At 48.4% G+C, this 24,437-nt stretch carries 15 protein-coding genes; 3 read left to right on the top strand and 12 right to left on the bottom strand.

All coding sequences use genetic code 11. The features are described from left to right. Nucleotides 1-214: 214 nt before the first annotated feature. Entirely contained in the window at nt 215-709 is a 495-nt protein-coding gene (locus tag QUA20_RS13710) for a DUF427 domain-containing protein (RefSeq protein WP_333189359.1), read from the bottom strand. A 113-nt stretch (nt 710-822) separates the two neighbouring features. Here QUA20_RS13710 and QUA20_RS13715 point away from each other — a divergent pair, with 113 nt between their 5' ends. After that, the gene (locus QUA20_RS13715; RefSeq protein ID WP_333189360.1) at nt 823-2,100 is read left to right on the top strand and encodes a GH25 family lysozyme; all 1,278 of its coding nucleotides are present in this window, start codon (nt 823-825) and stop codon (nt 2,098-2,100) included. A gap of 453 nt (nt 2,101-2,553) precedes the next feature. Then, nucleotides 2,554-4,512, top strand: a complete 1,959-nt coding sequence (locus QUA20_RS13720; RefSeq protein WP_333189361.1) for a cation:proton antiporter domain-containing protein — start codon at nt 2,554-2,556, stop codon at nt 4,510-4,512. A gap of 48 nt (nt 4,513-4,560) precedes the next feature. Here the strand turns inward: QUA20_RS13720 and QUA20_RS13725 are convergent, their stop codons facing one another. The 8 genes from QUA20_RS13725 to QUA20_RS13760 form a co-directional block, all read right to left on the bottom strand. Further along, on the bottom strand, nt 4,561-8,037 hold the full coding sequence (locus QUA20_RS13725) for a tetratricopeptide repeat protein (protein WP_333189362.1): 3,477 nt from the start codon (nt 8,035-8,037) through the stop codon (nt 4,561-4,563). 314 nt (nt 8,038-8,351) lie between these two features. Further along, entirely contained in the window at nt 8,352-10,076 is a 1,725-nt protein-coding gene (locus QUA20_RS13730) for a S8 family serine peptidase (protein ID WP_333189363.1), read from the bottom strand. A 74-nt stretch (nt 10,077-10,150) separates the two neighbouring features. Continuing rightward, complete coding sequence (locus QUA20_RS13735) at nt 10,151-10,318, bottom strand: hypothetical protein (protein ID WP_333189364.1); 168 nt, start codon at nt 10,316-10,318, stop codon at nt 10,151-10,153. A gap of 51 nt (nt 10,319-10,369) precedes the next feature. Beyond that, nucleotides 10,370-11,002 carry a hypothetical protein gene (locus QUA20_RS13740; protein ID WP_333189365.1) on the bottom strand — a complete coding sequence of 211 codons (633 nt, stop codon included), beginning with the start codon at nt 11,000-11,002 and terminating at the stop codon, nt 10,370-10,372. Between the two features lie 602 nt (nt 11,003-11,604). Beyond that, nucleotides 11,605-14,901: a tetratricopeptide repeat protein gene (locus QUA20_RS13745; protein ID WP_333189366.1), complete on the bottom strand. Its 3,297-nt coding sequence runs from the start codon at nt 14,899-14,901 to the stop codon at nt 11,605-11,607. Nucleotides 14,902-14,907: 6 nt separating this feature from the next. Beyond that, on the bottom strand, nt 14,908-15,699 hold the full coding sequence (locus QUA20_RS13750; RefSeq protein ID WP_333189367.1) for a DUF928 domain-containing protein: 792 nt from the start codon (nt 15,697-15,699) through the stop codon (nt 14,908-14,910). A 179-nt stretch (nt 15,700-15,878) separates the two neighbouring features. Continuing rightward, a complete protein-coding gene (locus QUA20_RS13755; protein WP_333189369.1) occupies nt 15,879-17,834 on the bottom strand; it encodes a CHASE2 domain-containing protein in 1,956 nt (651 codons plus the stop codon). Then, nucleotides 17,834-18,505 carry a response regulator transcription factor gene (locus QUA20_RS13760; protein ID WP_333189370.1) on the bottom strand — a complete coding sequence of 224 codons (672 nt, stop codon included), beginning with the start codon at nt 18,503-18,505 and terminating at the stop codon, nt 17,834-17,836. Before QUA20_RS13760 ends, QUA20_RS13755 begins: the two co-directional genes overlap by 1 nt. 306 nt (nt 18,506-18,811) lie before the next feature. On the opposite strand from QUA20_RS13760, the gene QUA20_RS13765 reads away from it, so the two are divergent. Beyond that, nucleotides 18,812-19,630 carry a methyltransferase domain-containing protein gene (locus QUA20_RS13765; RefSeq protein ID WP_333189371.1) on the top strand — a complete coding sequence of 273 codons (819 nt, stop codon included), beginning with the start codon at nt 18,812-18,814 and terminating at the stop codon, nt 19,628-19,630. A 451-nt stretch (nt 19,631-20,081) separates the two neighbouring features. On the opposite strand, the gene QUA20_RS13770 is transcribed toward QUA20_RS13765, so the two are convergent. From QUA20_RS13770 to QUA20_RS13780, 3 genes are all read right to left on the bottom strand, one after another. Beyond that, a complete protein-coding gene (locus tag QUA20_RS13770; protein WP_445304673.1) occupies nt 20,082-20,693 on the bottom strand; it encodes a Uma2 family endonuclease in 612 nt (203 codons plus the stop codon). Nucleotides 20,694-20,760: 67 nt separating this feature from the next. Continuing rightward, nucleotides 20,761-23,001, bottom strand: coding sequence for a phosphoketolase (locus QUA20_RS13775; RefSeq protein ID WP_333189372.1), 2,241 nt, complete (start codon nt 22,999-23,001; stop codon nt 20,761-20,763). Nucleotides 23,002-23,211: 210 nt separating this feature from the next. Then, nucleotides 23,212-24,435, bottom strand: a complete 1,224-nt coding sequence (locus tag QUA20_RS13780) for a COP23 domain-containing protein (protein ID WP_333189373.1) — start codon at nt 24,433-24,435, stop codon at nt 23,212-23,214. Between the last annotated feature and the right edge of the window lie 2 nt (nt 24,436-24,437).

Genomic DNA, 24,437 nt, shown 5'->3' on the forward strand with positions numbered 1-24,437 from the left:
CTGAATTATAGATTTATTGAATTATTATTCATTTTTTGATAGTTGGCTTTTTGCGTAGTAAAAAAACAGGTTTCTGGGCAAGCCTTCAACTCATTCACGGCGCCCACAAACTCAAGAAACCAGATTTTTAAACCGGGCTGAAGCTGTAACGAGGCTTTGCGTAAAAAAAAACTTGGTTTCTGCCCCTGTCTTCAACTCAAAACTCAACCTTCCCTTACCAGCCCCAAGTTCCTGGCCCTCCCTTAAACGGGCCGACAATATCTTTGGTAATCCAGCCCCCGTAAAAATCCCCTGGTTGAGATTGCACTAATTCCCCGTCCACATAACAGGCATCCATCTTGCTCGGATAAAAAGCTACATAATCTTTAATAGCCTCAAAGACTTGGGTGGGATTGGGATAAAACCAAGCAGCATTTACTACTTCCTTTTCTCCCACCGTCACAGTGTAATAACCGGCTTGTCCCTTCCACTCGCACCAAGAACCCCGTAAAGTTTTGTGCAAATATTCCATTTTGATGTCCTCGGGGCAGATATAGTAAGCAGGAGGGTGGCTTGTCTCCAATACCCGCTGAGGACGGCGCGTGTCGGCGATCGTCACTCCATTAAAAACTATCTGTACGTGTTTGGTCAATTCCTCAAGGCGAGGGGGACGCGGGTAATCCCAAACAGACTCTTGACCGGGGCGGGGCTCTATTCGATCGAAGTTCATTTGCACAATCTCCCCTGCAAAAAAAACACTTAGCGACTTAGCATTACAATTTAATGTACCCTTAATCGAGTCGCTGCTTCAGACCAAACCAGCTTTTCTCAACTCTTCGTAATATGAGTATTCGCGGTATAGACGTTTCCGACTACCAGCCCAATGTCAATTGGCAAGCAGTTGCCCGGGAAGGTATTACCTTCAGTTTTGTCAAATCGACGGAGGGTGCAACGTTAGTTGCCCAAACTTTTGCCCGCAATTGGGCGGCTATGAAAGCGGCCGGGATTCAACGCGGTGCTTACCACTTTTTTCGACCTGCAAGCAGCGTTCAAGGACAAATAGATTTGTTCTTGAAAACTGTCAAACTCGAAGCGGGGGATTTGCCGGCAGTCTTGGATTTGGAAACTACAGGCGGTTTGACTGTGACTCAATTGTGCGATCGAGCCGCAATTTGGTTAGAAGCAGTCGAAAAAGCCACGTTGATGCGCCCGATTATCTACACTTACCCCGGTTTCTGGGACAGCCTGGGGACAAAACGGTTTGCCGATTACCCGCTGTGGATTGCTCACTATACCAGTGCTGAGGAACCTTGGGTTCCCGGCGGCTGGAAAACTTGGACTTTTTGGCAGTACAGTGACACCGGCAGCGTGTCCGGCGTATCGGGCAATGTAGATACCAATATTTATGAAAGCGTCCGAGAAGGTGCCCTAAGTTATAAAGTTGCAGACATCCAGAAGGAATTAAGAATTAAAGGTTTTTATCAAGGCGCGATGGACGGTAAATTTGGAGCCACCACCACAGCGGCGCTCATCTCGTTTCAGAAATCTCAAGGTCTCAATCCAGACGGGATTGCAAGCCTCAAAACCTGGGCCGCTTTGATGCGAAAATCTCCCAAAGTAGTTGTCCCCCCACCAGCGCCGACACCCGCCCCGCAGCCGACTCCCACTCCAACTCCCCCTCCCATATCAGGCGTGCGGCTGACTCAAGTATTCTCGTCTTATCAAGCTAGCGCTAGCCAAGATACTGCCTTAATTTGGCTGCAAAGTCAGGTTCCTACCTCTGTTTTAGCGGACTTTGCTCAAAAATGGCGGGCAACTGCCTTACCTCCAGACACTAATTTGCGATTGATAGATGTCGGCAAATTTTATCGCGGTTTAGCACAACAAGACCAAGCTTTAGATTGGCTGCAAACACAAATTTCTCCGGCTATTCTTACCGAGTTTGCGCAAAAGTGGCGCTCTCAATCTACTGTCACTAATTCTCCGATTCGGCTGATAGATGCGTGCAAATTTTATCGGGCAGCACCAAACCAAAATCAGGCTTTAGATTGGCTGGAAGGGCGAATTTCGCCGGCCATTCTATCGGAGTTTTTTCGCAGGTGGCAGAATGCCAATCGATGATAGATTAGAGATTTAAAATTATAGATTGTAGATTGACTCTACAGATGAATCTTGCGATTTTAGATTCTTTTAGATTGTAGATTGACTCCAAAAATGAATCTGGGGGTTTGACGGCTCTGTAATTGAAAAGCCGCCAAATCTTGCTATTTGAGATTTGAGATTTGAGATTGACTCCACATCAAAACAAGCCAAATCCTCTCCCTCTGTGTCCGCATCCCCGTCGCACTCTCGAACATAACAGACTATCTCTCGCTTAGCTACAGCTTGCTGCCATCTTTGACGCCAAGAGAATTATCTGATAAAGTTATAGCGACTATCAAGGTTTTTTAATCTTATTGGGAAAAATCCAGGGCCGTGCCGAGTTTGTAAGCTGCGCCGAAAAGAGCGCCTGCACTCCAATTACCCGCGATCGAACATTTAAAACTGAGCGGGCAGCCTGTAACAATTATATCTATGGAAATCCCCTTTAACATCACCCAGTTGATGGTCATGACCGTCATCTGTGGCATCAGTGCTCAAGTTCTCGCGGCTTATCTGAAAGTTCCGGCGATCGTCTTTTTGCTGTTGTTTGGCATTTTAGCCGGACCCGACTGCTTGGGAGTGCTGCACCCCAATCTGCTGGGCAGCGGTTTGGAAGTTATGGTATCGCTTTGCGTAGCGTTAATTCTGTTTGAAGGCGGCTTGAATTTGGAATTGCGAGATTTGGGCAAAGTTTCCGGCAGCATCCGCAATTTAGTTACGGTAGGCACTTTAATTACGCTAATTGGCGGCGGAATGGCCGCACACTGGTTGGGAGAATTTCCCTGGCCGATCGCATTTCTGTATGCTTCTCTAGTAGTCGTCACCGGCCCGACAGTAATCGGCCCTTTGCTCAAACAAGTATCGGTTGACAAACAAGTCGCCGCCTTGCTAGAAGCTGAAGGCGTTTTAATCGATCCTGTCGGAGCAATTCTGGCAGTATTGGTGCTGAATATTATTTTAAACGGCAATCCTGATTTGCTGGTTTTGTTCCGAGATTTAATCGTGCGGCTTTTCGTTGGCGCAATCGTTGGAGTAGCAGGCGGTTGGCTGCTGGGATTCATTCTCAAGCGATCGCAATTTCTCTCAGAAGACCTCAAAAACTTAGTAGTTTTAGCCAGTTTATGGGGATTTTTCGGCTTAGCAGAAGAAATCCGCAGCGAATCGGGACTGATGGCAACTGTGGTATCTGGCATCGTCCTCAGAACCGCTGCTGTCCCAGAAGAAAGGCTGCTGAGGAGGTTTAAAGGTCAACTCACAGTCCTTGCTATTTCCGTGCTGTTCGTGCTGCTGGCGGCCGATTTATCCCTCGCTAGTGTTGTCGCCCTCGGTTGGGGAAGTTTGTTTACAGTTTTAGCTTTAATGTGGGTAGTGCGGCCGATCAATGTTTGGTTGTGTACTTGGAACAGCGGACTGAATTGGCGGCAGAAATTATTTATTTGTTGGGTAGCGCCGAGGGGAATTGTCTCAGCGTCGATCGCATCTTTATTTGCAATTTTGCTCACCCAGCGGGGAATCAACGGTGGCGACTCGATTAAAGCCTTAGTTTTCCTAACAATTATTATGACAGTTTTCGTGCAGGGACTAACCGCCGGACGGATGGCTCAACTTTTGGGCATCACCTCAAAATCTGTAACCGGTGCAGCAATTGTGGGGTCAAATCCTTTGAGCAGATTAATTGCTCGCTTGTTTCAAGAACGCGGAGAATCTGTGGCAATTATCGACACCGACCCGGAAGCTTGCGCACAAGCAGAACGAGAAGGTTTGCGAGTGTTTTTGAGCAGTGCTCTCGACCACAGCGTGTTAGAAGAAGCCGGACTCGATTCTATGGGAACTTTTTTGGCAATGACTAATAACGGCGAGGTAAACTTAGTGTTAGCTCAGCGAGCGGCCGAAGAGTTTGCACCGCCGAGGGTTTTGGCAATATTCCCCAAAGATCCGCAAGCAAATACGCCTGCAAATCAGGCTAAAATCAATCAAGCCTTTGTCTCCGATTTGTCGCTGAAGGATTGGAACGAATATTTGAGCGACGGCGAAGTGAAATTGGGGGAAACTGAGTTAAAAAGTGAGGGATTGCAGTTTCAGATTGCTCACTTGCAAGCTTTGGTTCAAGCCGGGGAGTTGGCGCCGCTGCTGCTGGAAAGGCAGGGGTACTTGCAAGTAGTGTCGGCGACCCAGATTTGGCAAGCGGGCGATCGAATTATTTATTTGCTGTACGATCCGACACCGAAATTGTTGAAAAGATTGTCTGGTTCGTCGCAGTCTCGTTTGACTTTGGAAAAGCATCAGGTAGTTGAAGAAGTGCCGATTCCTCCTCCGATTTTAGAGCCGGTTTTGGAGGAAATGGAAATAGCAAAAGATGCTGAAATTTTGCAGCCGCCAGTTTCGCGGTAAGAGCAGTATCCCCGATCGTACTCTGTAACCTGCTTGTCGCGATCGTCCTTACTCTGCTTCCCCAATTAAAGTAAATGCCGCCCAATTTCGCGGCCCAGGATGAGTTTTCATCGTGGTTAACATTGCCTGCCGCAATGCCTGTGCTTTGTCGGGGTTATTTTGCAAGTTTTGATAAAACGACTGCATCAATTCGGATGTCGGCGCATCGGGCACCGACCATAAAGAAACAATTACACTCGGCACTCCTGCCGAAATCAACGATCGCGACAAGCCAATCACCCCATCCCCGGTAATTCTGCCTTCTCCAGTGTTGCAGGCACTTAAAACGACTAAGCTTGCTTGCAGTTTCATGTCGAAAATCTCTTCTGCGGTCAATAAGCCGTCATCGCTACCAGAAGGAGCCAGGGCGATCGCACTTCCCAATCCGCGCACATCATCCAGCAATCCATGCGTTGCCAAGTGAATAATCGATGCTTGGGGCATTTTTTGGACGATCGCAGCTTTTGTCCCTTGTGCGCCTGTGATGGCTTGGGTGTTGAGCACAGGGGCGATCGCTCTAGCTTCGGCTTCGGCCCCAGGTAGAGGAGACAATTGTTGTTTGGGAGCTCCGAGATAGGCAGACACACTAGGCATGGTGGGATTGCCCAAGACTAGAGCGCTGCCGCTGTTGGCTGGCTTCTGTGCTAGCTTCTGTCGTTGTTGTCGAGTCAAATCCAATACTTGAATCGAGGGGGCGGTGAGAATCGTGTGTTTTTCGATTAAGTAAGTGCCCCCTTCATCTTGCAGGGCGGGAAAAGGCACCTGGAAAAGCGATTTTTGGGGAATGAAAATGACATGGGCATTGGGGTCTTTGGGTAGGAGGCTGGCAATGGGATCGATCAGCAGTTGATGCAGTGTCGGTAAGTCGGGTTGGGGTTGGGTGGAGCCAAGACTGCTGCGACTGCGGACAGCGAGGAATTCTTGATTGCCAACGATTAAGCTGGTTAGAGAAGCCTTGTGCTTCTGCCAGAGAGGTTTGAGGTCTACCTCGCGAAACGCGATTTCGCCCGTAGGTTGAACCACCCAGATATAGAGCGCCGATTCTTGCCCTACTTGTTTGCCCTGAATCTCAAACTCATCGTAGATGATGGAATACTGCACCAAAGTGGCATTCTGTGCTTTGGCGATTTGGCGGATTTGCTCCTGGTTGGGAACAGAGGCGATGACCGAATTGGCATCACCCGTTGATAAGCGTTGTGTGAGTAGATCGACAAAAGCACGAGCACGTCCCCGTTCGGCAGTTTCTAAGGCGGCGATCGGGTTATTCTGAGCCACCTGGACTTGTTGCAGAAGTTTATAGGTGCGAGCTTGTCCTTCAAATATGGAGACTTTATGTGCGTCGTTGGAGCCGAGCATTTGTCGCATCGATTCCCAAACTTGAATCCCATCAATCAGCATTTTCTCAGCTTCTGTGGGGTTGCCAGCTTTCAATAAAGCCAATCCGAGGTTGTTGAGCGCCGCACCCTCACCTAGGCGGTCTTTAATTTCGCGGGCGATGGTTAAACTCTGCTGCCCATAATCAAAGGCTTTGGCATAGTTGCCCAGAGATTCGTAAGCCAGTCCCAAATTGCCCAGTGCATTAACCTCCCCTTTGCGGTTTTTAATTTCGCGGGCGATAGCTAAACTGAGCTGTAAATACTCAATGGCTTTGGCCGAGTTGCCCAGAAAGCGGTAAGTGTTTCCCAAACCGTGGAGTGCGCTACCCTCACCTTGGCGGTCTTTAATTTCGCGGGCGATGGCTAAACTTTGCTGTGAATACTCGATGGCTTTGGCATAGTTCCCCAGAGAGTTGTAAGCGGCTGCCAAATTGTTCAGTGTCGCACCCTCACCTTGGCGGTGTTTAATTTCGCGGGCGATAGCTAAACTTTGCTGTAAATACTCAATGGCTTTGGCCAAGTCGTCCAGCAAGAGGTAAGCACCTCCCAAACTGTTCAGTGTCGCAGCTTGCCCTTCGCGATCTTTAATTTCGCGGGCGATGGCTAAACTGAGCTGTAAATACTCAATGGCTTTGGCATAGTTACCTAGAGTACGGTAAGCGGCTCCCAAATTGCCCAGCGCCCAACCCTCCCCTGGCCGGTCTTTAATTTCGCGGGCGATGGCTAAGCGCTGCTGTGTATACTCAATGGCTTGGGCCGAGTTTCCCAGAGAGTTGTAAGCGGCTCCCAAATTCTCTAGTGTCCCACCCTCCTGTTGGCGGTCTTTAATTTCACGGGCGATGGCTAAACCCTGCTGTGAATACTCAATGGCTTGCGCCGAGTTTCCCAGCAAGTAGTAAGCACCTCCCAAAAGGTTTAGTGCTGCACCTTCCGATTGGCGGTCTTTAATTTCGCGGGCGATGGCTAAACCCTGTTGTAAATACTCAATGGCTTGGGCATAGTTTCCCAGAGAGTAGTAAGCACTTCCCAAATTGGCTAGTGCCCCACCCTCCTGTTGGCGATCTTTAATTTCGCGGGCGATGACTAACCACTGCTGTGAATACTCAATGACTTTGACCGAGTTGCCTAGAGAGCGGTAAGTACCTCCCAAATACTCCAGTGCCACACCTTCAAGGTAGCGGTTTTTAATTTCGCCGGCGATCGCCAACAGTTGCTGTAAATACTCAATTGCTTTGGTCGAGTTGCCTTGAGAACGGTAAGCGAATCCCAAATAGGCCAGTGCCTGACTCTCGCCTCGGCGCTTTTTGAAGGCGCGATAAATTTGCAGTGCCTGTTGCCAGGAATTCATCGCTGCTGGGAGTTGGCGAGTCTCATACTGTTGAATCCCCTGCTGAACCAGCCGATCGGCCTCTGCTTCATAAGCATCGCTTGCCTTAACACGTATCAAATTGGTCATTGCCCGAGCTTCTATTTCAGGGTCTTTAATTTCGCGGGCGATGGCTAAACTTTGCTGTGAATACTCGATGGCTTTGGCCGAGTTGCCCAGAGATTGGTAAGCACCTCCCAAATTTGCCAGTGCTGAACCTTCTCCTCGGCGGTCTTTAATTTCGCGGGCGATGACTAACCACTGCTGTGAATACTCAATGGCTTTGACCGAGTTGCCCAGAGATTCGTAAGCGACTCCCAAATTCCCTAGTGCTGCCCCTTCCCCGTAGCGGTCTTTAATTTCGCGGGCGATGGCTAAAGTCTGCTGCCAATACTCAATGGCTTTGGCCGAGTTGCCCACAGAGCGGTAAGCATATCCCAAATAGCTTAGTATCGAAACCTCCCGTTGGCGGTTTTTGAGGGCGCGATAAATTTGCAGTGCCTGTTGCCAGGAATACAGCGCTGCTATTAATTGACCAGTCTGATACTGTTGAAGCCCCTGCAACAAGAGCTGATCGCCCTCTGCTTCACGAGCATCGGTAGTTTGAGCGATCGCTGGGAAGAGAGAGTCAGGAGTAGTTAATAGCGGGATAGTAGCAAGCAGGAACAGGGAAATGGAAGCTAGGAAAACATTAGTGAACCTAGAGTGGGTCGATTTGAGTCGCTTAAATGGGGAATACAGCATAGGATTCTAGAGTTGGAATTTAGAGAATTAGCCCGATCGCTCTTTCTGCCGTCGTGCGATTGCCTCAATCTGCCACAGGCGATCGACTTTCATAGAAGCTTACTCTGTCTCCCCGATCTCGCGGCAGGGATGGGAACTCTAATCTGAATTAGACGACAATTTTAGCGATCGCCCGATCGGCTTGAATCAAACCATATCCAGTGGCATAGTCAAATCCAACATCAAAACCGGGCGTGTTTAGATCGTCCATATCCAGAGCCGTCTGCTCTAATGCTCGATTAATGTCCGCAAGACTTAAGTGGGGATTTGCAATGCTATCCTGTCAATCCATTCCGATTAGCTGTTGTCGTCAAAATGTACTCAACTTGAGCCGGAGTTAAAGTCGGATTAGCATTCAAAACTAAAGCCGCTACACCAGCTACCTGTGGCGTTGCCATAGATGTGCCAGTTAGGGTGTCATAGGTGCTATAGGGAGTTGTAGAATAGATGTCTACTCCCGGAGCAACTACGTAATCCAAAGCTGTGGAACCCGCACGGTTCGAGGTGTCAGCCATCCTGCCGTTTATATCAATGCTGCCCACTGCAATTCCCAAGCGATCGGCATTACGAGCTGGATAACTTGGTTGGTCAACACCCGAGTTTCCGGCTGCCATAACCACAACAGAGCCTTTATTATTTGCATACTCAATTGCGTTATTCACCTGGGTGGAGAGGGAAAAGCCACTTCCCAAGCTGAGGTTAATTACATTTGCTCCATTATCAGCAGCATAGCGGATTCCAGCAGCAATATTATTCTCCGAGCCACTACCAAAAGCGGGCAACACTCTGACAGGCATAATCTTAGCATTGGGCGCAACTCCTGTGATGCCAAAATCATTTCGCTCTGCCGCGATCGCACCTGCTATGTGAGTCCCGTGACCGTCGAAATCCAGATCCATTGGGTTGTTGTCGCTAGCCACAAAATCCCAACCCCGAATATCATCAATATATCCGTTGCGATCGTCATCGATACCATTTCCAGCAATTTCATCAGTATTCTGCCAAATATTGCCATCCAAATCGGGATGGGTGTAGTCAACCCCAGTATCCACGACAGCTACAACAATGCCATTTCCTGTAATGTTTTGATTCCAAACTTCCGGCGCATTTATCACATCTAGCGCCCACTTATTCCCACCCAGATCGGGAAGAGCGGGGAAAAGACTTGAACGATTTAATGTGTGGGAAACTGCTGAATTTGCATTCACTAAACCGTAGCCGTAGTTAGTATTATAAATACCCTTAGGTGTGGTAATATCTGGCACTACAGGAATAGATGTTGCAGACAAATTCAGCTTGTAATTAGTAGAGTTGTTGTTGAATAAGCTAGAGACTTGAACATAGTATGTTCCTGGAACCAGATTGGGTACATTAATCACGTCCGGGATGGTGCCAATCTCAATAGAGCTGGCAATAGTTTCACCACCATCGACACCACCGTTGCGGTTTCTATCGTGAATTAACCTAACATTAGCATCGCTGGTTAAACCCTCCAGACGCAGGTTAAAATTGCTCTTAGTGTTGATATCGAAGCGGTAGAAATCGTCGCGATCGCCTGTGCCGACAACATCAGTTAAGTTGATGCTACCATTTTCAATACCAACAATATTACGAGCTGTCGAAAGAGAGTTACCTGGATCGGCGAAATTCAACTCGGAAGCAGATATCGTTCCTGTTAGCGGATCTGTGTTTACATTCGCCGATTGTGACTGCGGTTTGAGTTGAGCATCGGCGACATCGCCACTAACTCGATCGCTCGCAGAGAAACTGAGGCCCTCGCCTGCATGAGCTACAATAAAATCTGCTATCTGTGTCTGTTGGTCGATGCTGGATGCTGTGAGATTAGTCAAGCGAGATTCAGCACTGTAACCAGGAATATTCAATGGCTCGATCGCTGCGCTGAGCAAGTCGCTGTTAGCCGGAAATGTTGATTGGGCGAGCGCGTTTTGCTGTTGATTGAAATAAAGGCGATCGTTAGGATTAGTTGTGATGTCTAACATAATTTAAAACCTCAGATATTTAGATTCATTCTTGATTTAAATCTTACGCAGCACAGATCGAAAAATCATCCGTTCTACCCACAGACTCGATCGAGTACGGGGTGCAAAATAGATTGCGGGAAAGTGCAAAGTATGTGAATATGTAGAGTAGATGGTTCACTTCCATCAGTTTTGAGATTGAAGCGCGATCGCGAACAAAGATTCATTCCGCAGTCAGCCAGAGAATTAATTGCCTGTCTCATAGCACAAGTCCTCTAAAAGAGGAGTGAATAATATAACTCATTAGTCCTCTTTCAGATATAAATCAATTCAACTATCAAATAGAAATCTCGATCCTCCTGAAAGCGAGCTAGCAGTTCCGGTATGCGATCGTGCTTGCCCAATTTGCGCAATACTCGCGCTTCCCGCTCGAACAACTTGGTTGTTTCGATCGACTGACTTTTCAAACGTTTGACTGCACATAAAGGGCAATGGGGCACATCTTCATCTTCCGCAAAATCAGTATCGCTAAACTCGGTACTTACCAAATGTTCGGTAATTCGGTAACGCATTGGCAGTTTTCTGTCCAGCATCGCATCTGGCGGTACGGGGGGTTGACTTTTTTGTACAGATTCCGACTGCACGCTTTGCTGTGCCACTCTCATCGCGGACTCCCACAAATTTTTGTTGCGGACTCTTTCGTCCGGGTCGATAATTCCTGCATCTTTCAATACCTCTGTCAGCAATTTCCACAAATGATAAGCAACGTATCGCCCTAAGTAGCATATTTGATAGTTCCGCGCGATCGCATAATTATTCTTGATTTCTTGGTATGTCAAACCATCTAACACTCCTTGAATAATTGCTCGCTGTAAGCCGTTCAATGGTTCGCCTCTTTTTTCCTGTACCAGGTTATCTAGAATGTTTGTAGCTGATTCTGCATTCATAAAGTTACGCAGTAAGTTGACAGTTGACAGTTGACCTGTAGTAGGGGCGGTGCCAAGAGAACCCGCCCTCTTAGTTGATAGTTGACAGTTGACAGTTGATATAGCAATCCTAAATGAGTCGTAAATTTTTTACCCCGTTCGACAAATTCACAAATTCGGATGTATTGTCGCCAATTAATCGCCGAGGTTCTGACGGATCTTGTTGTAAAGCCATAAAAAAATTCTCTTAACACTTGACTTAAATCTTAAGCAACCTAGATAGAAAAATCATTCGTTCTACCCACAGAATTGATGAAGTATTAAGTGCAAAATAGATTGCGGGAAAGTGCAATGTATGTGAATATGTAGGGTAGATGGTTCACTTCCATCAGTTTTGAGATTGAGAAGATAACTCGGCGGTTGAAACCGCGTCTACACAAACAAAGTCGGCCTTCGCCGACTAAAGAATAAAGCTCGTTTCTGATTGCATCGGAATTATTAGTATCGGAAATTAGGAAACGGCACTGCCGTCTCCTCTATCATTCCGGTCCAAACGGAATTGATAAAATTTAGGATAAAATTTAGGATAAAAACCTTGATCCGATCGCGCTATTCATAAAAACTTACTCGGCCTCCCCAATTAAAGTAAATGCCGCCCAATTTCGCGGCCCAGGATGGGTTTTCATCGTAGTTAACATTGCCTGCCGCAATGCCTGTGCTTTGTCGGGATTATTTTGCAAGTTTTGATAAAACGACTGCATCAATTCGGATGTCGGCGCATCGGGAACTGACCATAAAGAAACAATCACGCTGGGAACGCCTGCCGAAATCAAAGCGCGCGACAAGCCAATCACCCCATCCCCGGTAATTCTGCCTTCTCCAGTGTTGCAGGCACTTAAAACGACTAAGCTTGCTTGCAGTTTCATGTCGAAAATCTCTTCTGCGGTCAATAAGCCGTCATCGCTACCAGAAGGAGCCATAGCGATCGCACTTCCCAATCCGTTTACATCATCCAGCAATCCATGCGTTGCTAAGTGAATAATCGATGCTTGGGGCATTTTTTGGACGATCGCAGCTTTTGTCCCTTGAGCGCCTGTGATGGCTTGGGTGTTGAGCATCGGGGCGATCGCTCTAGCTTCGGCTTCAGCCCCAGGTAGAGGAGACAATTGCTGTTTGGGCTCTCCCAAAGAGAGAGACACACTCGGCATCGTGGGATTGCCCAAGACTAGAGCCCTGCCGCTGTTGGATTGCTTCTGTGCTAGCTTCTGTCGTTGTTGTCGAGTCAAATCCAATACTTGAATCGAAGGGGCGGTAAGAATGGTGTGTTTTTCGATTAAGTAAGTGCCGTTGGCATCTTGCAGGGCGGGGAAAGGCACTTGGAACAGGGAACGTTGAGGAATGAAAATGACGTGGGCATTGGGATCTTTGGGGAGGAGACTAGCAATGGGATCGATCAGCAGTTGATGCAGTGTCGGTAAGTTGGGTTGGGGTTGGGTAGAGCCAAAACTGCTGCGACTGCGAACAGCCAGGAATTCTTGATTGCCCACGATCAAGCTGGCTAGGGAGGCGTTGTGTTTTTGCCAGAGGGGTTTGAGGTCTACCTCGCGGAACGCGATCTCGCCCGTCGGTTGAATCACCCAAATGTAAATCGCGGATTCTCGCGGTTCGCTTTTTCCCTGAATCTGAAAGTTGTCATAGACGATCGAATACTGCACCAAAGTGGCGTTCTGTGCTTTGGCGATTTGGCGGATTTGATCCTGGTTGGGAGCAGTGGCGATAACCGGATTGGCAGAATCAGATGATAGTCGCTGTGTCAGGAGATCGACAAAGGCACGGGCACGCCCCCGTTCGGCAATTTCTAACGCGGCATTGGGGTTATTCTGAGCCACCCGGACTTGTTGTAAAGTCCGATAAGTGCGAGCTTGTTCTTCAAAGATGGAGACTTTATTCGCGTCGTTGGAGCCGAGCATTTGCCGCATCGATTCCCAAACTTGAATCGCATTCACAAGCATTTTTTCAGACTCTGTTGGGTTGCCAGCTTTCAAGAACGCCGCTCCGAGGTTGTTGAGCGCCAAACCCTCCCCGTCGCGGTTTTGAATTTCGCGGGCGATCGCTAACTGTTGCTGTGCATAGTCAATGGCTTTGGCATAGTTGCCCAAATAGAAGTAAGCAATTGCCAAATTGCCCAGTGTATTACCTTCCCCGTAACGGTTTTGAATTTCGCGGTCGATGGCTAAGCTCTGCTGTGCATAGTCAATGGCTTTGGCCGAGTTGCCCAGAGACCGGTAAGCGATTCCCAAACTGCCCAGTGCTGCACCTTCTCCTCGGCGGTCTTTAATTTCGCGGGCGATGGCTAAATATTGCTGTAAATACTCAATGGCTTTGGCATAGTTGCCCAGATTGATGTAAGCGTTTCCCAAACTGCCCAGTGCTATACCTTCTCCTCGGCGGTCTTTAATTTCGCGGGCGATGGCTAAATATTGCTGTAAATACTCAATGGCTTGAGTATAGTTGCCCAGAGACCGGTAAGCGATTCCCAAATTGCCCAGTGCTGAACCTTCCTCAAGGCGGTCTTTAATTTCACGGGCGATGGCTAAACTCTGTTGTGAATACTCAATTCCTTTGCCATAGTTGCCCAAATAGACGTAAGCACCTCCCAAATTGCGCAGTGCATTACCCTCCCCAAGGCGGTCTTTAATTTCGCGGGTGATGGCTAAATATTGCTGTAAATACTCAATGGCTTGAGCATAGTTGCCCAGAGACCGGTAAGCGACTCCCAAACTGCCCAGTGCATTACCTTCCCCTTGGCGGTCTTTAATTTCGCGGGCGATGGCTAAATGTTGCTGTAAATACTCAATGGCTTGAGCATAGTTGCCCAGAGACCGGTAAGCGTTTCCCAAATTCCCCAGTGCCACACCCTCCCCAAGGCGGTTTTTAATTTCACGGGCGATGGCTAAATGTTGCTGTGCATACTCAATGGCTTTGGCATAGTTGCCCAGATTGATGTAAGTGAATCCCAAATTCCCCAGTGCCACACCCTCCCCAAGGCGGTCTTTAATTTCACGGGCGATCGCTAAGCTCTGCTGTGCATAGTCAATGGCTTTGGCCGAGTTGCCCAGAGAGCGGTAAGCACTTCCCAAATTGCCCAGTGCCACACCTTCACTTTGGCGGTCTTTAATTTCGCGGACGATGGCTAAACTCTGCTGTATATACTCAATGGCTTTGCCATAGTTGCCCAGAGAGGAGTAAGCGACTACCAACTTGTCCAGTGCATTCCCTTCACTTTGGCGGTCTTTAATTTCGCGGGCGATGGCTAACTTCTGCTGTATATACTCAATGGCTTTGCCATAGTTGCCCAGAGAGTGGTAAGCACCTCCCAAATTGCCCAGTGCATTCCCTTCACTTTGGCGGTCTTTAATTTCGCGGGCGATGGCTAACTGTTGCTGTATATACTCAATGGCTTTGCCATAGTTGCCCAGAGATTTGTAAGCGACTCCCAAATTGCCCAGTGCATTCCCTTCACTTTGGCGGTCTTTAATTTCGCGAGCGATGGCTAAACTCTGCTGCCCATACTCAATGGCTTTGGCATTGTTGCCCAGAAAACTGTAAGCGACTCCCAAACTGCCCAGTGCCGTACCCTCACCTTGGCGGTTTTTGAGCGCGCGATAAATTTGCAGTGCCTGTTGCCAGGAATTCAGCGCTGCTGGGAATTGCCCAGTCTGAATTTGTTGAATCCCCTGCTGAAACAGCCGATCGCCCTCTGCTTCACTAACCTCGATCGCCTGGGCACTAGCCGGAACTGGAGAGTACGCGGGAATATAAAAAGCAACAGATAAAAAGCAAAAAGCGAGGGGAAAAAGGAAGCCCGATCGCACTTTACGATTGCTAGATTTAAACAGTGTTAGCGAGAAAGGCTGCATGGGATTTTAGGGTTTTGCTTGAGTGGGTTGTCGCTGTTGTTCGATCGCCCTAATTTGCTTCAAGCGATCGCTCCAGTCTTTCAAAGGTTCAGCTTCCGAACTAGCGAGAGCATCTAGCAATTCCAGCACAGCCGCTTGGCTTTGAGAAGTCTCGGAAGCTTTGCGCGCTTCTGCGATCGCGTCATACCACAGCCCTGCCTGGGCATACAGGTCGATCCGCTGTTGGGGAGTTTGCGCCGCTGCAAGTTGAGTCTGCAACGACGCCGCAGGCCCAACGACTTGGATTTCTGCCGCCGCCACCACATTCCTCGAAGGAACATTCGGATCGCACACCAACACCACTTGCCACTGATAGGATTGCCCGATCGACAGTTGGGGCAGATTTGAGGGCAAAGCAACCGACATGATTCCTGGCTGACTCTGCATCTCGGTTCTGTAAAGCAGTTGTCCCGATCGAGAAAACAGCCTCAATTGCAACGGACGAGAAGTGCGATCGGGTACAAACCAGGTAAAGGTGGGATGCCCAGAAATCGTCTGTCCCACATGACTAAACGGCACCAACGCAGTCAATATCGCTGGTGAATTAGCTTCGCAACTGCCGCCGCGAGTGGTATTCGTCCCCGTATCTTTCGGTTGAGAAGGGTCTTGAGGAGGAGTGTATTTTGCCAGCGCTACAGGAGCGAGAGAGAGCGAAACACTCAGCATTAAACTCGCAATGCCCGCAGAGTAAATGGTTCGACGCTTCAATCCGTGAGTCATCATCGCAATCCCCTCTGTAACTATTTCTACAGTAATCAACAATACACAAACACAATAGAGGACTGCCCGCAAGCTTCGTTTGCGGGAAAGCGCAAAGATATAGCAAGTGTGATATCAATTCCAGTTGGATCGGAATGATTTAACCGCAGAGAACGCAGAGAACACAGAGGAAAAGAAGAGATAGATGAATAATTCTGATGCTAACTCTGAGGAACCAATTACCAGAACCAGCGCCGCTTGGCTGACCAAGTTAACTCGCACACTGTCCCCCTCGGTACATTTGCGAAGCGCCGAAATGTTCCCCCTAATTGTTTCGCTAAATTGTTTGCCAATTCCGTTCCTAATCCTGAAGGTTGGAGTTTAGAGTTTAGATATTGAGTTGTCTCCCTGTCCCAGTTCGTTTCACCGGAACTCAGCGCTTCGGCGTCAGACGGGTTCTCCCTGCCATTATCCGCCACCCGAATCACCTGCCGATCGCCCTCCTGAGTGCAAATTACGGTCAAGCGAGTGGCTTCGATCGCGTGTTTCCCCACATTGCAGAGCGCTTCTTCCAGAAAGCGGCAGAGTGCTCGCTTGTGTTCCAACCGCAGATGCAAGGTGTTCAAGGGATCGAACTGCACAATTTTGACTGGGATCGTTGTGAGGTGGGGCAGTTCTTGTTCTAGCGTGTTGCAATAGATCTTGTAGAGCAATTCATGCAACGGGGCCTGCAGGGCCAATTCGATCGCACTTCCCATGCGAAGATGCGGTTCATCTGCGATCGCATCTCGCTGCACCGATCCGTAAACTGCCCGTAATTCTTCATTCAGGCGTTGCAAATCCGGTAAAAATGGCGACGGTGTGGCTTGTCCCTGAGCGGTTCTCAAAATTCCCACCAATGTTTGTAACGGGCCGCTATGAATCGCATTAAACGTCTGCTCGATCGCAAATTGACGTTCCTCTAACCGCAGTCGGAGTTCCTGTTCGTGGCGATAAAAAAACGCTGCCATCAAGCCAGCCCCATTCAACACCAGCACCAACAACACAGGTACGATCGGCACCCACCACCCCAACAGAATTAACCCGTAACATATCCCGAGCGGGCTGATACTGGCGATTAAGATCCCCAACAAAATTTTCCAGGGCGATCGCAGAAATCGCCCCAAACTCATCCCCAAGAGTCCCCAGACCCCAATCCAGAGCATTTCCCAGCCATCCGCCCAAACCCGAAGCAACGATCGGCGATCGAGCACCGCGCTAATAATCTGGCTGGTGGCGTGGGCCTGCATTTCGACTCCGTAAATCCGTCCGGGATTGATGCCTGCGATCGCACCCGAACTTGCCTGATCCTTCGCGCTAAAAGACATCATCCCAATCAACACAATTTTGCCTCGAATCCAATCCGGGTTGACCTGTCCCGATTTGATTTGCGAGAGAGAAAGCACGCGAAACGGCATTGTCCCGCTGCGAACATTCAGCAAAATCTGGTTGCCGCCTGCATCCGCCCCCACATATCCGCCAGAATTGGGTTGAAGCCTGGTTAACTCAGTATTACCAAACCGCAAGGCATCGCGATCGTGGATGCCATTTTCTAACGCAATACCTTTTGTGGCGAGATAGCGTTCCGCCAGTCGCAGGGAAAACGAAAAACGGTATTCCTGCTGGGGGTTGTGAGCGCCCAATAAACTGCGGCGCTGATAGCCGTCGGCATCCAGAACGGTATCTGCAAAGCCAATTTGTTCTGGTGGTAGCGCGGGCGGAGGTGCGACGATAAAGCCACTGCGATCGGGCAGGGCAATCTCCACTCCGATCGTATTCTTGCTGCTGCGAAACACCGATGTTAGTTCGGCATTACCCGGTTCAACCGGAATATCGCGGACAATATCCAGCCCGATCGCGATCGGTTGATAGGCCTGCAAGCGTTTAAGCAAATCGGCAATTTCGCGATCGGGAATCGGATAAGTTCTCGCGCGTTGAATATCTTCCTCGGTGATACTTACGATTACAATCCTTTCATCTATTGGCTCAGGGGGACGCAGCCGCAGAAATCGATCGAACGTCACCAACTCCAAAAACTGAAGCGCACCGGTCAATCGAGCGATCGTCACACCGACAATCACCATCGCCCCTGGAAGCGCTCCTCGTCCCCAAGTCGTGACGCCCGCTTTCACTGCTTGCCATCGATCGCGCTTCACTAATCAATCAATCCTTGTTCCCTAGCTCGCACTTCCGTTTGAATCCGCAGATTCTTATCATCTTCGGTATGCACATCTAGCACATCTCGAATCTTAGTCCAGTAACACTGCACAGTGCGTTCAGAAACATTCATCCGTTTGGCGATCGCAGTATCCTGCAAGCTCTCTTGAAAAGCAAATTGCAACACCTGCATCCAGGCGGGTTTGAGTTGCAGCCCGTTGCGGATCTCTTTGGGTGTATAAATCCGCTCGTGCAGGGCCCAATCAACCATTGCCAGCAACTCTTTCATCGGCTGGCTCTTATCGACAACTGTGAAGCCGCCCATGTGATTGTCGATCGACGGTTTCAGCCAAACTAAAGTCCGAACATGGGCACTCTGCACCACAATATTCAGACTCGGATACTGGTCCATCAACGTTTTGAGGAGTTGAAGCCCTGAATTCACTTGCGCTATTTCGCCGATCGTCTCTGGCATCACCAGATCCACAATCACCAAATCCGGGGTCGTCTGCGCTATTTGCTCAAGGGCTGCCTGAGCCGTCGAAGCCGTCAGAATGTCTGCCTCTGGATATTCTTGCTTCAGAATGTTAAGCGTGCCGCCTAACACCATCGCATGGTCATCCACGACTAAAAATGTTCGTTTCTGCGGTTGAGGTAAAGTCTGGGGCATAGTTGATTCGTTCCCACACAACATCGTCAGTTTAGGTAATCCGTCAACCCATTTTAGATTTGGGATTTACGATTTTCGATTTGTGACCTAGTTGAAACTAAGGGCTTTAAACCGCTGAAATTCTCATTCAAAATCCCAAATCCAAAATCTAAAATCGTCTCGGTCATCTTCTTACTATAGAGGAATTACCTGGCTCCCGTCCTGCATCTGTCCGCCAACTGAGGTTGTGGATGTCCGCAACGAGAATTGCGCTAAAGCGCAGTTCTATTATAATCTAGGTGTCCAAGCAAGAAGAAAGATGATTTTATGGCAGCCGAAGGTTCGTATCAAGCCAGTACGTACAATCTGGAATTTGAGGAAGAAATTCAGCGGTTAAAAGCTCAAGTTCTCCTCAGTTGGGAAAAGGAAGCGCGCACTTTAAAGTGGTTCGGTTTAGCCGACGGGATGAATGTTTTGGAAGCGGGTAGCGGGCCGGGATTTTTCACCGAAAAACTGTTAGAATTGCTGCCAAACAGTTCGATAACAGCGGTAGAAATTGACCCGGTACTGCACGAAAAAGCAGTAGCATATTTGCAGGACAAAGGGGGCGAGCGAGTAAATCGCATCCAAGCATCGGTTGCGGATACTGGTTTGGATGATAACACTTTTGATTTTGCGATCGCGCGTTTGCTGTTCGTTCACCTCCCAGATCCCGTCGCAGCAGCTAGAGAAATATTCCGCATCTTGAAACCCGGCGGCAAACTGGTGATTATCGATAGCGATGCGGATCTGTTTTGGCTGACAAATCCACCTTGGTCAGTCGAGATTGTCAGGGAAAAATTCAAGCAGGTAATGGCATCGCGGGGCGGCAATTTATGCGTCGGGCGAAATCTGTGCCGTATTCTCAAAGAAGCTGGGTTTGTTAGCGTTGATTTAGAAGCGGTTGTCAGCCACAGCGATATCATTGGAATTGAGGCGTTTCAACCTTTGCTTGACTCCGGCCCCATTTTGCAAATGGTCAAACAGGGGGTGATTTCTGAGTCGGAAATAAAAAGCTATCTGGTTTCGCGGGATGAGTTTGTCGCTGCGGGCGATCGATCGATGATGAGTTTTTGGTTGATGGCTTGCGGGGAAAAAAACCAATAAAATTAAGATAGATATTTCACACAATATTGATGTCCCGTCGCAGCACAACCTCTAGCACTATCGCTACATTCCCAGCTAACAAAGCAAACTTACTTAACAGCCAACCCGGAAAAAGTTCAGAATAAATTATCTTCTCAGCATTAGGTTAAAGCTGCACGTATAGCTCTAGAATCCTATCATATCAAATCCGGTAGCATCGTCGGGCGTCAAACCTAGTCAACAGCAAAAAATCACCGATCGTGCAACCGGAATTGAGATGATCCATCTGCGTTAATCTGTGTTTATCTGCCCTCATCTGCGGTTAAAAAAAGAGAAATTTTTAACCGCAGATGACAATGGATTGACGCAGATTCACGCAGATGAAGGAAGAGAGATAGGAATAATTTAGTAACTTTCAAGCCGTTAGCGAAGCCCTCGTAGACGATCGCACTTTTTACCAACTCCTCAGCATTCAACCCACTTGCCTAACCCCATTAAGAAACTCTGTCCTTGCCTCAATTATTGAAGGCATTAAAACGCAGCGTACCAACAATTCTAAATTCAACTCCGGCAAAAACTCACTTCTTGAAACTTGCTCGTAATCATCCTCGCGCAGCCGATAGACAGCAAGCCGATTATTTTCCCAAAACCAAACTTCAGCAATGCGAAGTCGCAGATATTTAGCTAGTTTATTTGTGCTACCGCTAGTAATCGTTACTTCCACGGCTAAATCGGGATGCTCTTTTCTTGAACCTATATAATAAGACTCGTCTGGTTCAAATGATACATCTCTTGCCCGGTCTCTGCGAGTTGCACTCCCTACAGGAAAGAATTCAATTCCAAGTTCAAAAAAGTATGCTTCCAGTAATATAGCGAGCGCTTTTTTAAAGGTTTCATGTTCTTCGCCCACTGTCATAAACTCGATCCACCCATCAAGATAAGTTATCCGTAAACCCGGAGAGTCGGCCATCAAAGATTCGATCGCCTCAAATTGCTCCCAACTATAATAACTAGGGAGAATCAATCGCTGTTCGCCAAGCGTAGCTATTTCTTCTAAAAGTTGTGCAGTCACAGGTATCACCATTTTATTTTAAATATTGCTAGCCCCTACCCAGCACAAACCAGGCAGGGGCATTCACTCACATTCTAACTTAATGAACTAGCTCGATCGCCCTTTTAGTCAACGCCTCAGCAGTCAACCCGTTAAACGCCATTAATTGACCAGCACTAGCAGTAGTTTCCCCCCGCTTCCAAGCGAAAGTATCCCGCTGGCAATTGCTGCGGAGCATCACAGGTTCCAACATCCCAGAAGCACCGCCTGTCACGCCAATCAAAGCATCTCCACCAAACATTTCGGCAAATTTCTCATCGCTCAAAAAGCCGCCGTCAGCTTCCGAACAAGTATCCCAAGCAACGTCTGTTGGGCGGTACAAACGCCGGGGATTGATAATAGAAACAATCCGCACTCCAATGCCTTCTGTTTCCAAAAATGCCGCTGCTTCAAAAACTGGCATTAAAGTCATGTCGCCGACAACAGCAAACACAACTTTCTTGCTCTCTCCTTGATTGTGGGGAGCTTGGGGAGAATCGACTTCGTGCAGCACTATTGCACCGTCTTGCAAACCTTGGCGAGTCTCTTCAAAAGTAGTGCGAATTGGCAGCGGCGACTTGCTCGCAGTAATCACAACTCCCTTATTTTTAGCAGTCAAAGCCCACTCGTAACAAGCTTGAATGCTGTTAGCGTCCGGTGGAAACAAAGGAAACACATTTCCGTTCCGCATCATCGCCGCAAAATAAGCCTCAATTTCCGGCCGCTGGTGCGTCCAACCGTTGCGGCCTTGTTCCAATGCACCCGCTGTAAATAAGGTGACAGTTGCCGGAGTTGGACGGCGCAATTCTGCCATTGCTTGGGTTACAGTTTGCCAAATTGGTAAACCGTTGATGGCAAAAGATTCGTAGGAACACCACAAACTCCGCGCTCCAAATAGGGATAAACCTACGGCTAAACCGGCGCAAGCATCTTCGCTCAAAGGTTCGTAAACTTGACCGTTTGGCGATTGATTGTAGAGGTCATCTGTCGTCGGGTGAATAATCTTGAGAGCTTGGTTGATATTGGCAATTGCCGATGCTTCATTGCCGTCAGCATTAGTGACAATAAAAGTACGATCGCGCTCGCCAACTTTCCCCACCAAAACCCCCATTGCTGTTGTAGAAATTTTCGCTTCTCCCCCAACTGCAAATTCTTCCAAAGGCAATTCGCCTAAATCTGCCAGCGGCAATGTAAACTCAGTAACAACTGTTTTCGCCGCCGGCCCGCCGCCCGCACGTTCAGCATTTGTCCGTACCAACTGCCAAGCAGCAGCAGTCAAAGCGCGTTCTTTTAAAGCACTGATAATGTGCGGAGCATCCAGCGTATCTTTCGGATAAAGGTTGTGAGATTTTGCGCCGCGCGCGTGGACGCCGGCACCTTTCAACTGTTTGATAATAAACACAGTTAATTTGCCGCCGAGAGCCGATTTTGCCGCTTGGTCAACTCCTTGTAAAACAGCTTTGGTAAATGCCATGCGCTGTTCGAGCGAAAAAGCAGTGCTGTCAACATAATCTTCCGGTTGATTTTTATCGTCAAATTCCTTAGCATCAACTAAGATAACTTCTTCAAAACCGTTGCCTTGCCAATAAGCAATCATTTCAGCATTAGTTTTAGTGGAAACCATGCTGTGATGTTCCTGAGAATATCCATTCCAAACCAACACAGGCAAAAAGTTAGTAACGCTGGGATAAGCAGTGTGGAAATGCGCCATGCTGCTCATCGGATAGGGTTCGCCCATACCGCCGTCGCCCATTGTGAAAGCAAACAGTTTTTCGCGGTGCAAAAGCGCTCCCGCCATTGCGAAATGCTGCCCTTGTCCGAGGGGACCCGCCGGTGCTAAAAGGCCGGGAATGAAACCGGAAAGATGTCCTAACAAACCGTCTTTTTCTCGGAATTTATCGCGCACTTGCTGCACGTTAACAATTCCCATATCCTCCAAAGATCGATCGAGAAACATGGCACTGTAAAATCCCGGCGCGTGATGGCCGACTTCGGTGACAATGTTCTTGTGTCCGAGCATCACCAAAGCGGCATAAGCCTCAGCTTGGCTAGCAAAACCCCCCGGATGTCCCGATGCCTTGCTGGCGGTGACTTGCAGTGTCAGGTAGCGCAGGGCGTCTGCTCCCAGCATCGTTTGAAAGACGGCGACGGGATCGGCAGGATCGGCGATCGACTTGTTCCCCTCGGCGATCGCAGGTGCTTTTCCATAAGTCTCAAAACCAGGGACTGTTTCAGAAAAATATTGAATGCCTTCGCAAAAAGCGGGCGTTGTTGACGTTGCCTGCGGAGTAGTTGCTGTCATGCTTGATACCGGAAAAACTTGAATTGGATTAATGTAAGAGTAATTTTATAGCTTCCGTGTTCCAAAAAATCATTAGTTCTATTATGTCAGTGATAAATAAGTAAAATATCTCTATTTTTCAGCTAATAAGTAGTTGTTTGAGAACCCCGACTTTTTGCATAAGTCGGGGTTCTGTGTTTACCCATTACTAATCCATCTCAAATCTCAAATCTAAAATTGTTCCAGCCGTTCCCGGACATCTATATAAAGCACTGTACCGCTTTCAGAAAGAGAAGGCACAGCCTTTTGATTCCCCAACCAAACAAAAAAACTGCTAAGTGCAGGAGTTGGATCTTGATCGCGGCGCAGCGTGTAGATCAAACCTTCGCAAGGCCCATTAACGCGGCTAGTCGTGCAAATCGCTTTCTGGTTATTTACAATACCCACAGTGACATAATTTAGCTGTTTATTTCGGTTATAATTCTCAAGGCGCTGAGTCACTTGTTGGCAGCGAGTTAGAGGATCGTAGCCAGAACTTGAAAAGAAATTAGAATTCCAGCGAATCCAAGGCTCTCTGAACCCTTGCGGATTTTGATACACAGTCACCGGCTCGCCCGTCGAGGTATCGCACACAAATCCTCCATAAACCTGATTCGGTTGGTTTTGACCCGACGCGCTGCTGAGAGAAAGATTGCTGAGAATATCAAAGCCATTACGCTTATTTTGTGATACCAACGCCATAAAAGCATCGATTGGGATTGCCGCGTTCAACCCCGTTTTTATCTCCTCAATCTGACCGTTCCACTGACTCCTAATTGTGCCAACAGTATCCCCCTGACCGTGAATTCCTACCACCCTGCCATCAGCATCAAACACAGGCCCGCCGCTCATCCCGCGCCTGGTTACAGCTTGGTAGCGCAGACGGTACCCCGATGAGGCGCTGCCCAAGCGAGAAGAGATGATACCAGCAGTAAACTCAAGTTTTCGTTCAAATCCCGAAATTGGCAGCGGATAGCCAGAAACGTAAATAGCAGAACCGACAACAGCACGTTCTGACTCGCCCATTGGTGCTACTGGATACTGTTCTCGGCTCTGAAACTGTATCAAAGCCAAGTCTATATCCCGGTCATTTTTCGGGAGTCGCTGTATTCTAATCGCAGCATAATCCTTCTCCAAATGAGTGCGAATGCTGTATTTTTGAGCGAGGCTTGCCACCACATGATTAGCTGTCAGAACAGTGTAAATATTACCCTGTTTGGCAATAATTACTCCCGATCCACTAGCAAAAAAACCCAGCGTGTTGTTGACTTCCACAGTTGTCAACATCGCTAGCTGGGCAATTTCTTCGGGTGTTTTGGCACAAGCAGCATATTGTTGGCTGACAACCGCAGCCACCGTTACTGCACCGGTCAAAATGATTGTCAGTGCGTCAAACCGCAAACCCCACGAATTCATCG

The organism is Microcoleus sp. Pol7_A1 (assembly GCF_036701085.1).
GTDB lineage: Bacteria > Cyanobacteriota > Cyanobacteriia > Cyanobacteriales > Microcoleaceae > Microcoleus > Microcoleus asticus.

Bases quoted from the DNA above. Each gene is read 5' to 3' on its own strand.
- QUA20_RS13730 (WP_333189363.1), bottom strand. From the start codon at position 10,076: ATGTTAGACATCACAACTAATCCTAACGATCGCCTTTATTTCAATCAA.
- QUA20_RS13710 (WP_333189359.1), bottom strand. From the start codon at position 709: ATGAACTTCGATCGAATAGAGCCCCGCCCCGGTCAAGAGTCTGTTTGG.
- QUA20_RS13770 (WP_445304673.1), bottom strand. From the start codon at position 20,693: ATGGTGATACCTGTGACTGCACAACTTTTAGAAGAAATAGCTACGCTT.
- QUA20_RS13735 (WP_333189364.1), bottom strand. From the start codon at position 10,318: ATGAGACAGGCAATTAATTCTCTGGCTGACTGCGGAATGAATCTTTGT.
- QUA20_RS13760 (WP_333189370.1), bottom strand. From the start codon at position 18,505: ATGCCCCAGACTTTACCTCAACCGCAGAAACGAACATTTTTAGTCGTG.
- QUA20_RS13740 (WP_333189365.1), bottom strand. From the start codon at position 11,002: ATGAATGCAGAATCAGCTACAAACATTCTAGATAACCTGGTACAGGAA.
- QUA20_RS13725 (WP_333189362.1), bottom strand. From the start codon at position 8,037: ATGCTGTATTCCCCATTTAAGCGACTCAAATCGACCCACTCTAGGTTC.
- QUA20_RS13765 (WP_333189371.1), top strand. From the start codon at position 18,812: ATGGCAGCCGAAGGTTCGTATCAAGCCAGTACGTACAATCTGGAATTT.
- QUA20_RS13720 (WP_333189361.1), top strand. From the start codon at position 2,554: ATGGAAATCCCCTTTAACATCACCCAGTTGATGGTCATGACCGTCATC.
- QUA20_RS13780 (WP_333189373.1), bottom strand. From the start codon at position 24,435: ATGAATTCGTGGGGTTTGCGGTTTGACGCACTGACAATCATTTTGACC.
- QUA20_RS13775 (WP_333189372.1), bottom strand. From the start codon at position 23,001: ATGACAGCAACTACTCCGCAGGCAACGTCAACAACGCCCGCTTTTTGC.
- QUA20_RS13715 (WP_333189360.1), top strand. From the start codon at position 823: ATGAGTATTCGCGGTATAGACGTTTCCGACTACCAGCCCAATGTCAAT.
- QUA20_RS13745 (WP_333189366.1), bottom strand. From the start codon at position 14,901: ATGCAGCCTTTCTCGCTAACACTGTTTAAATCTAGCAATCGTAAAGTG.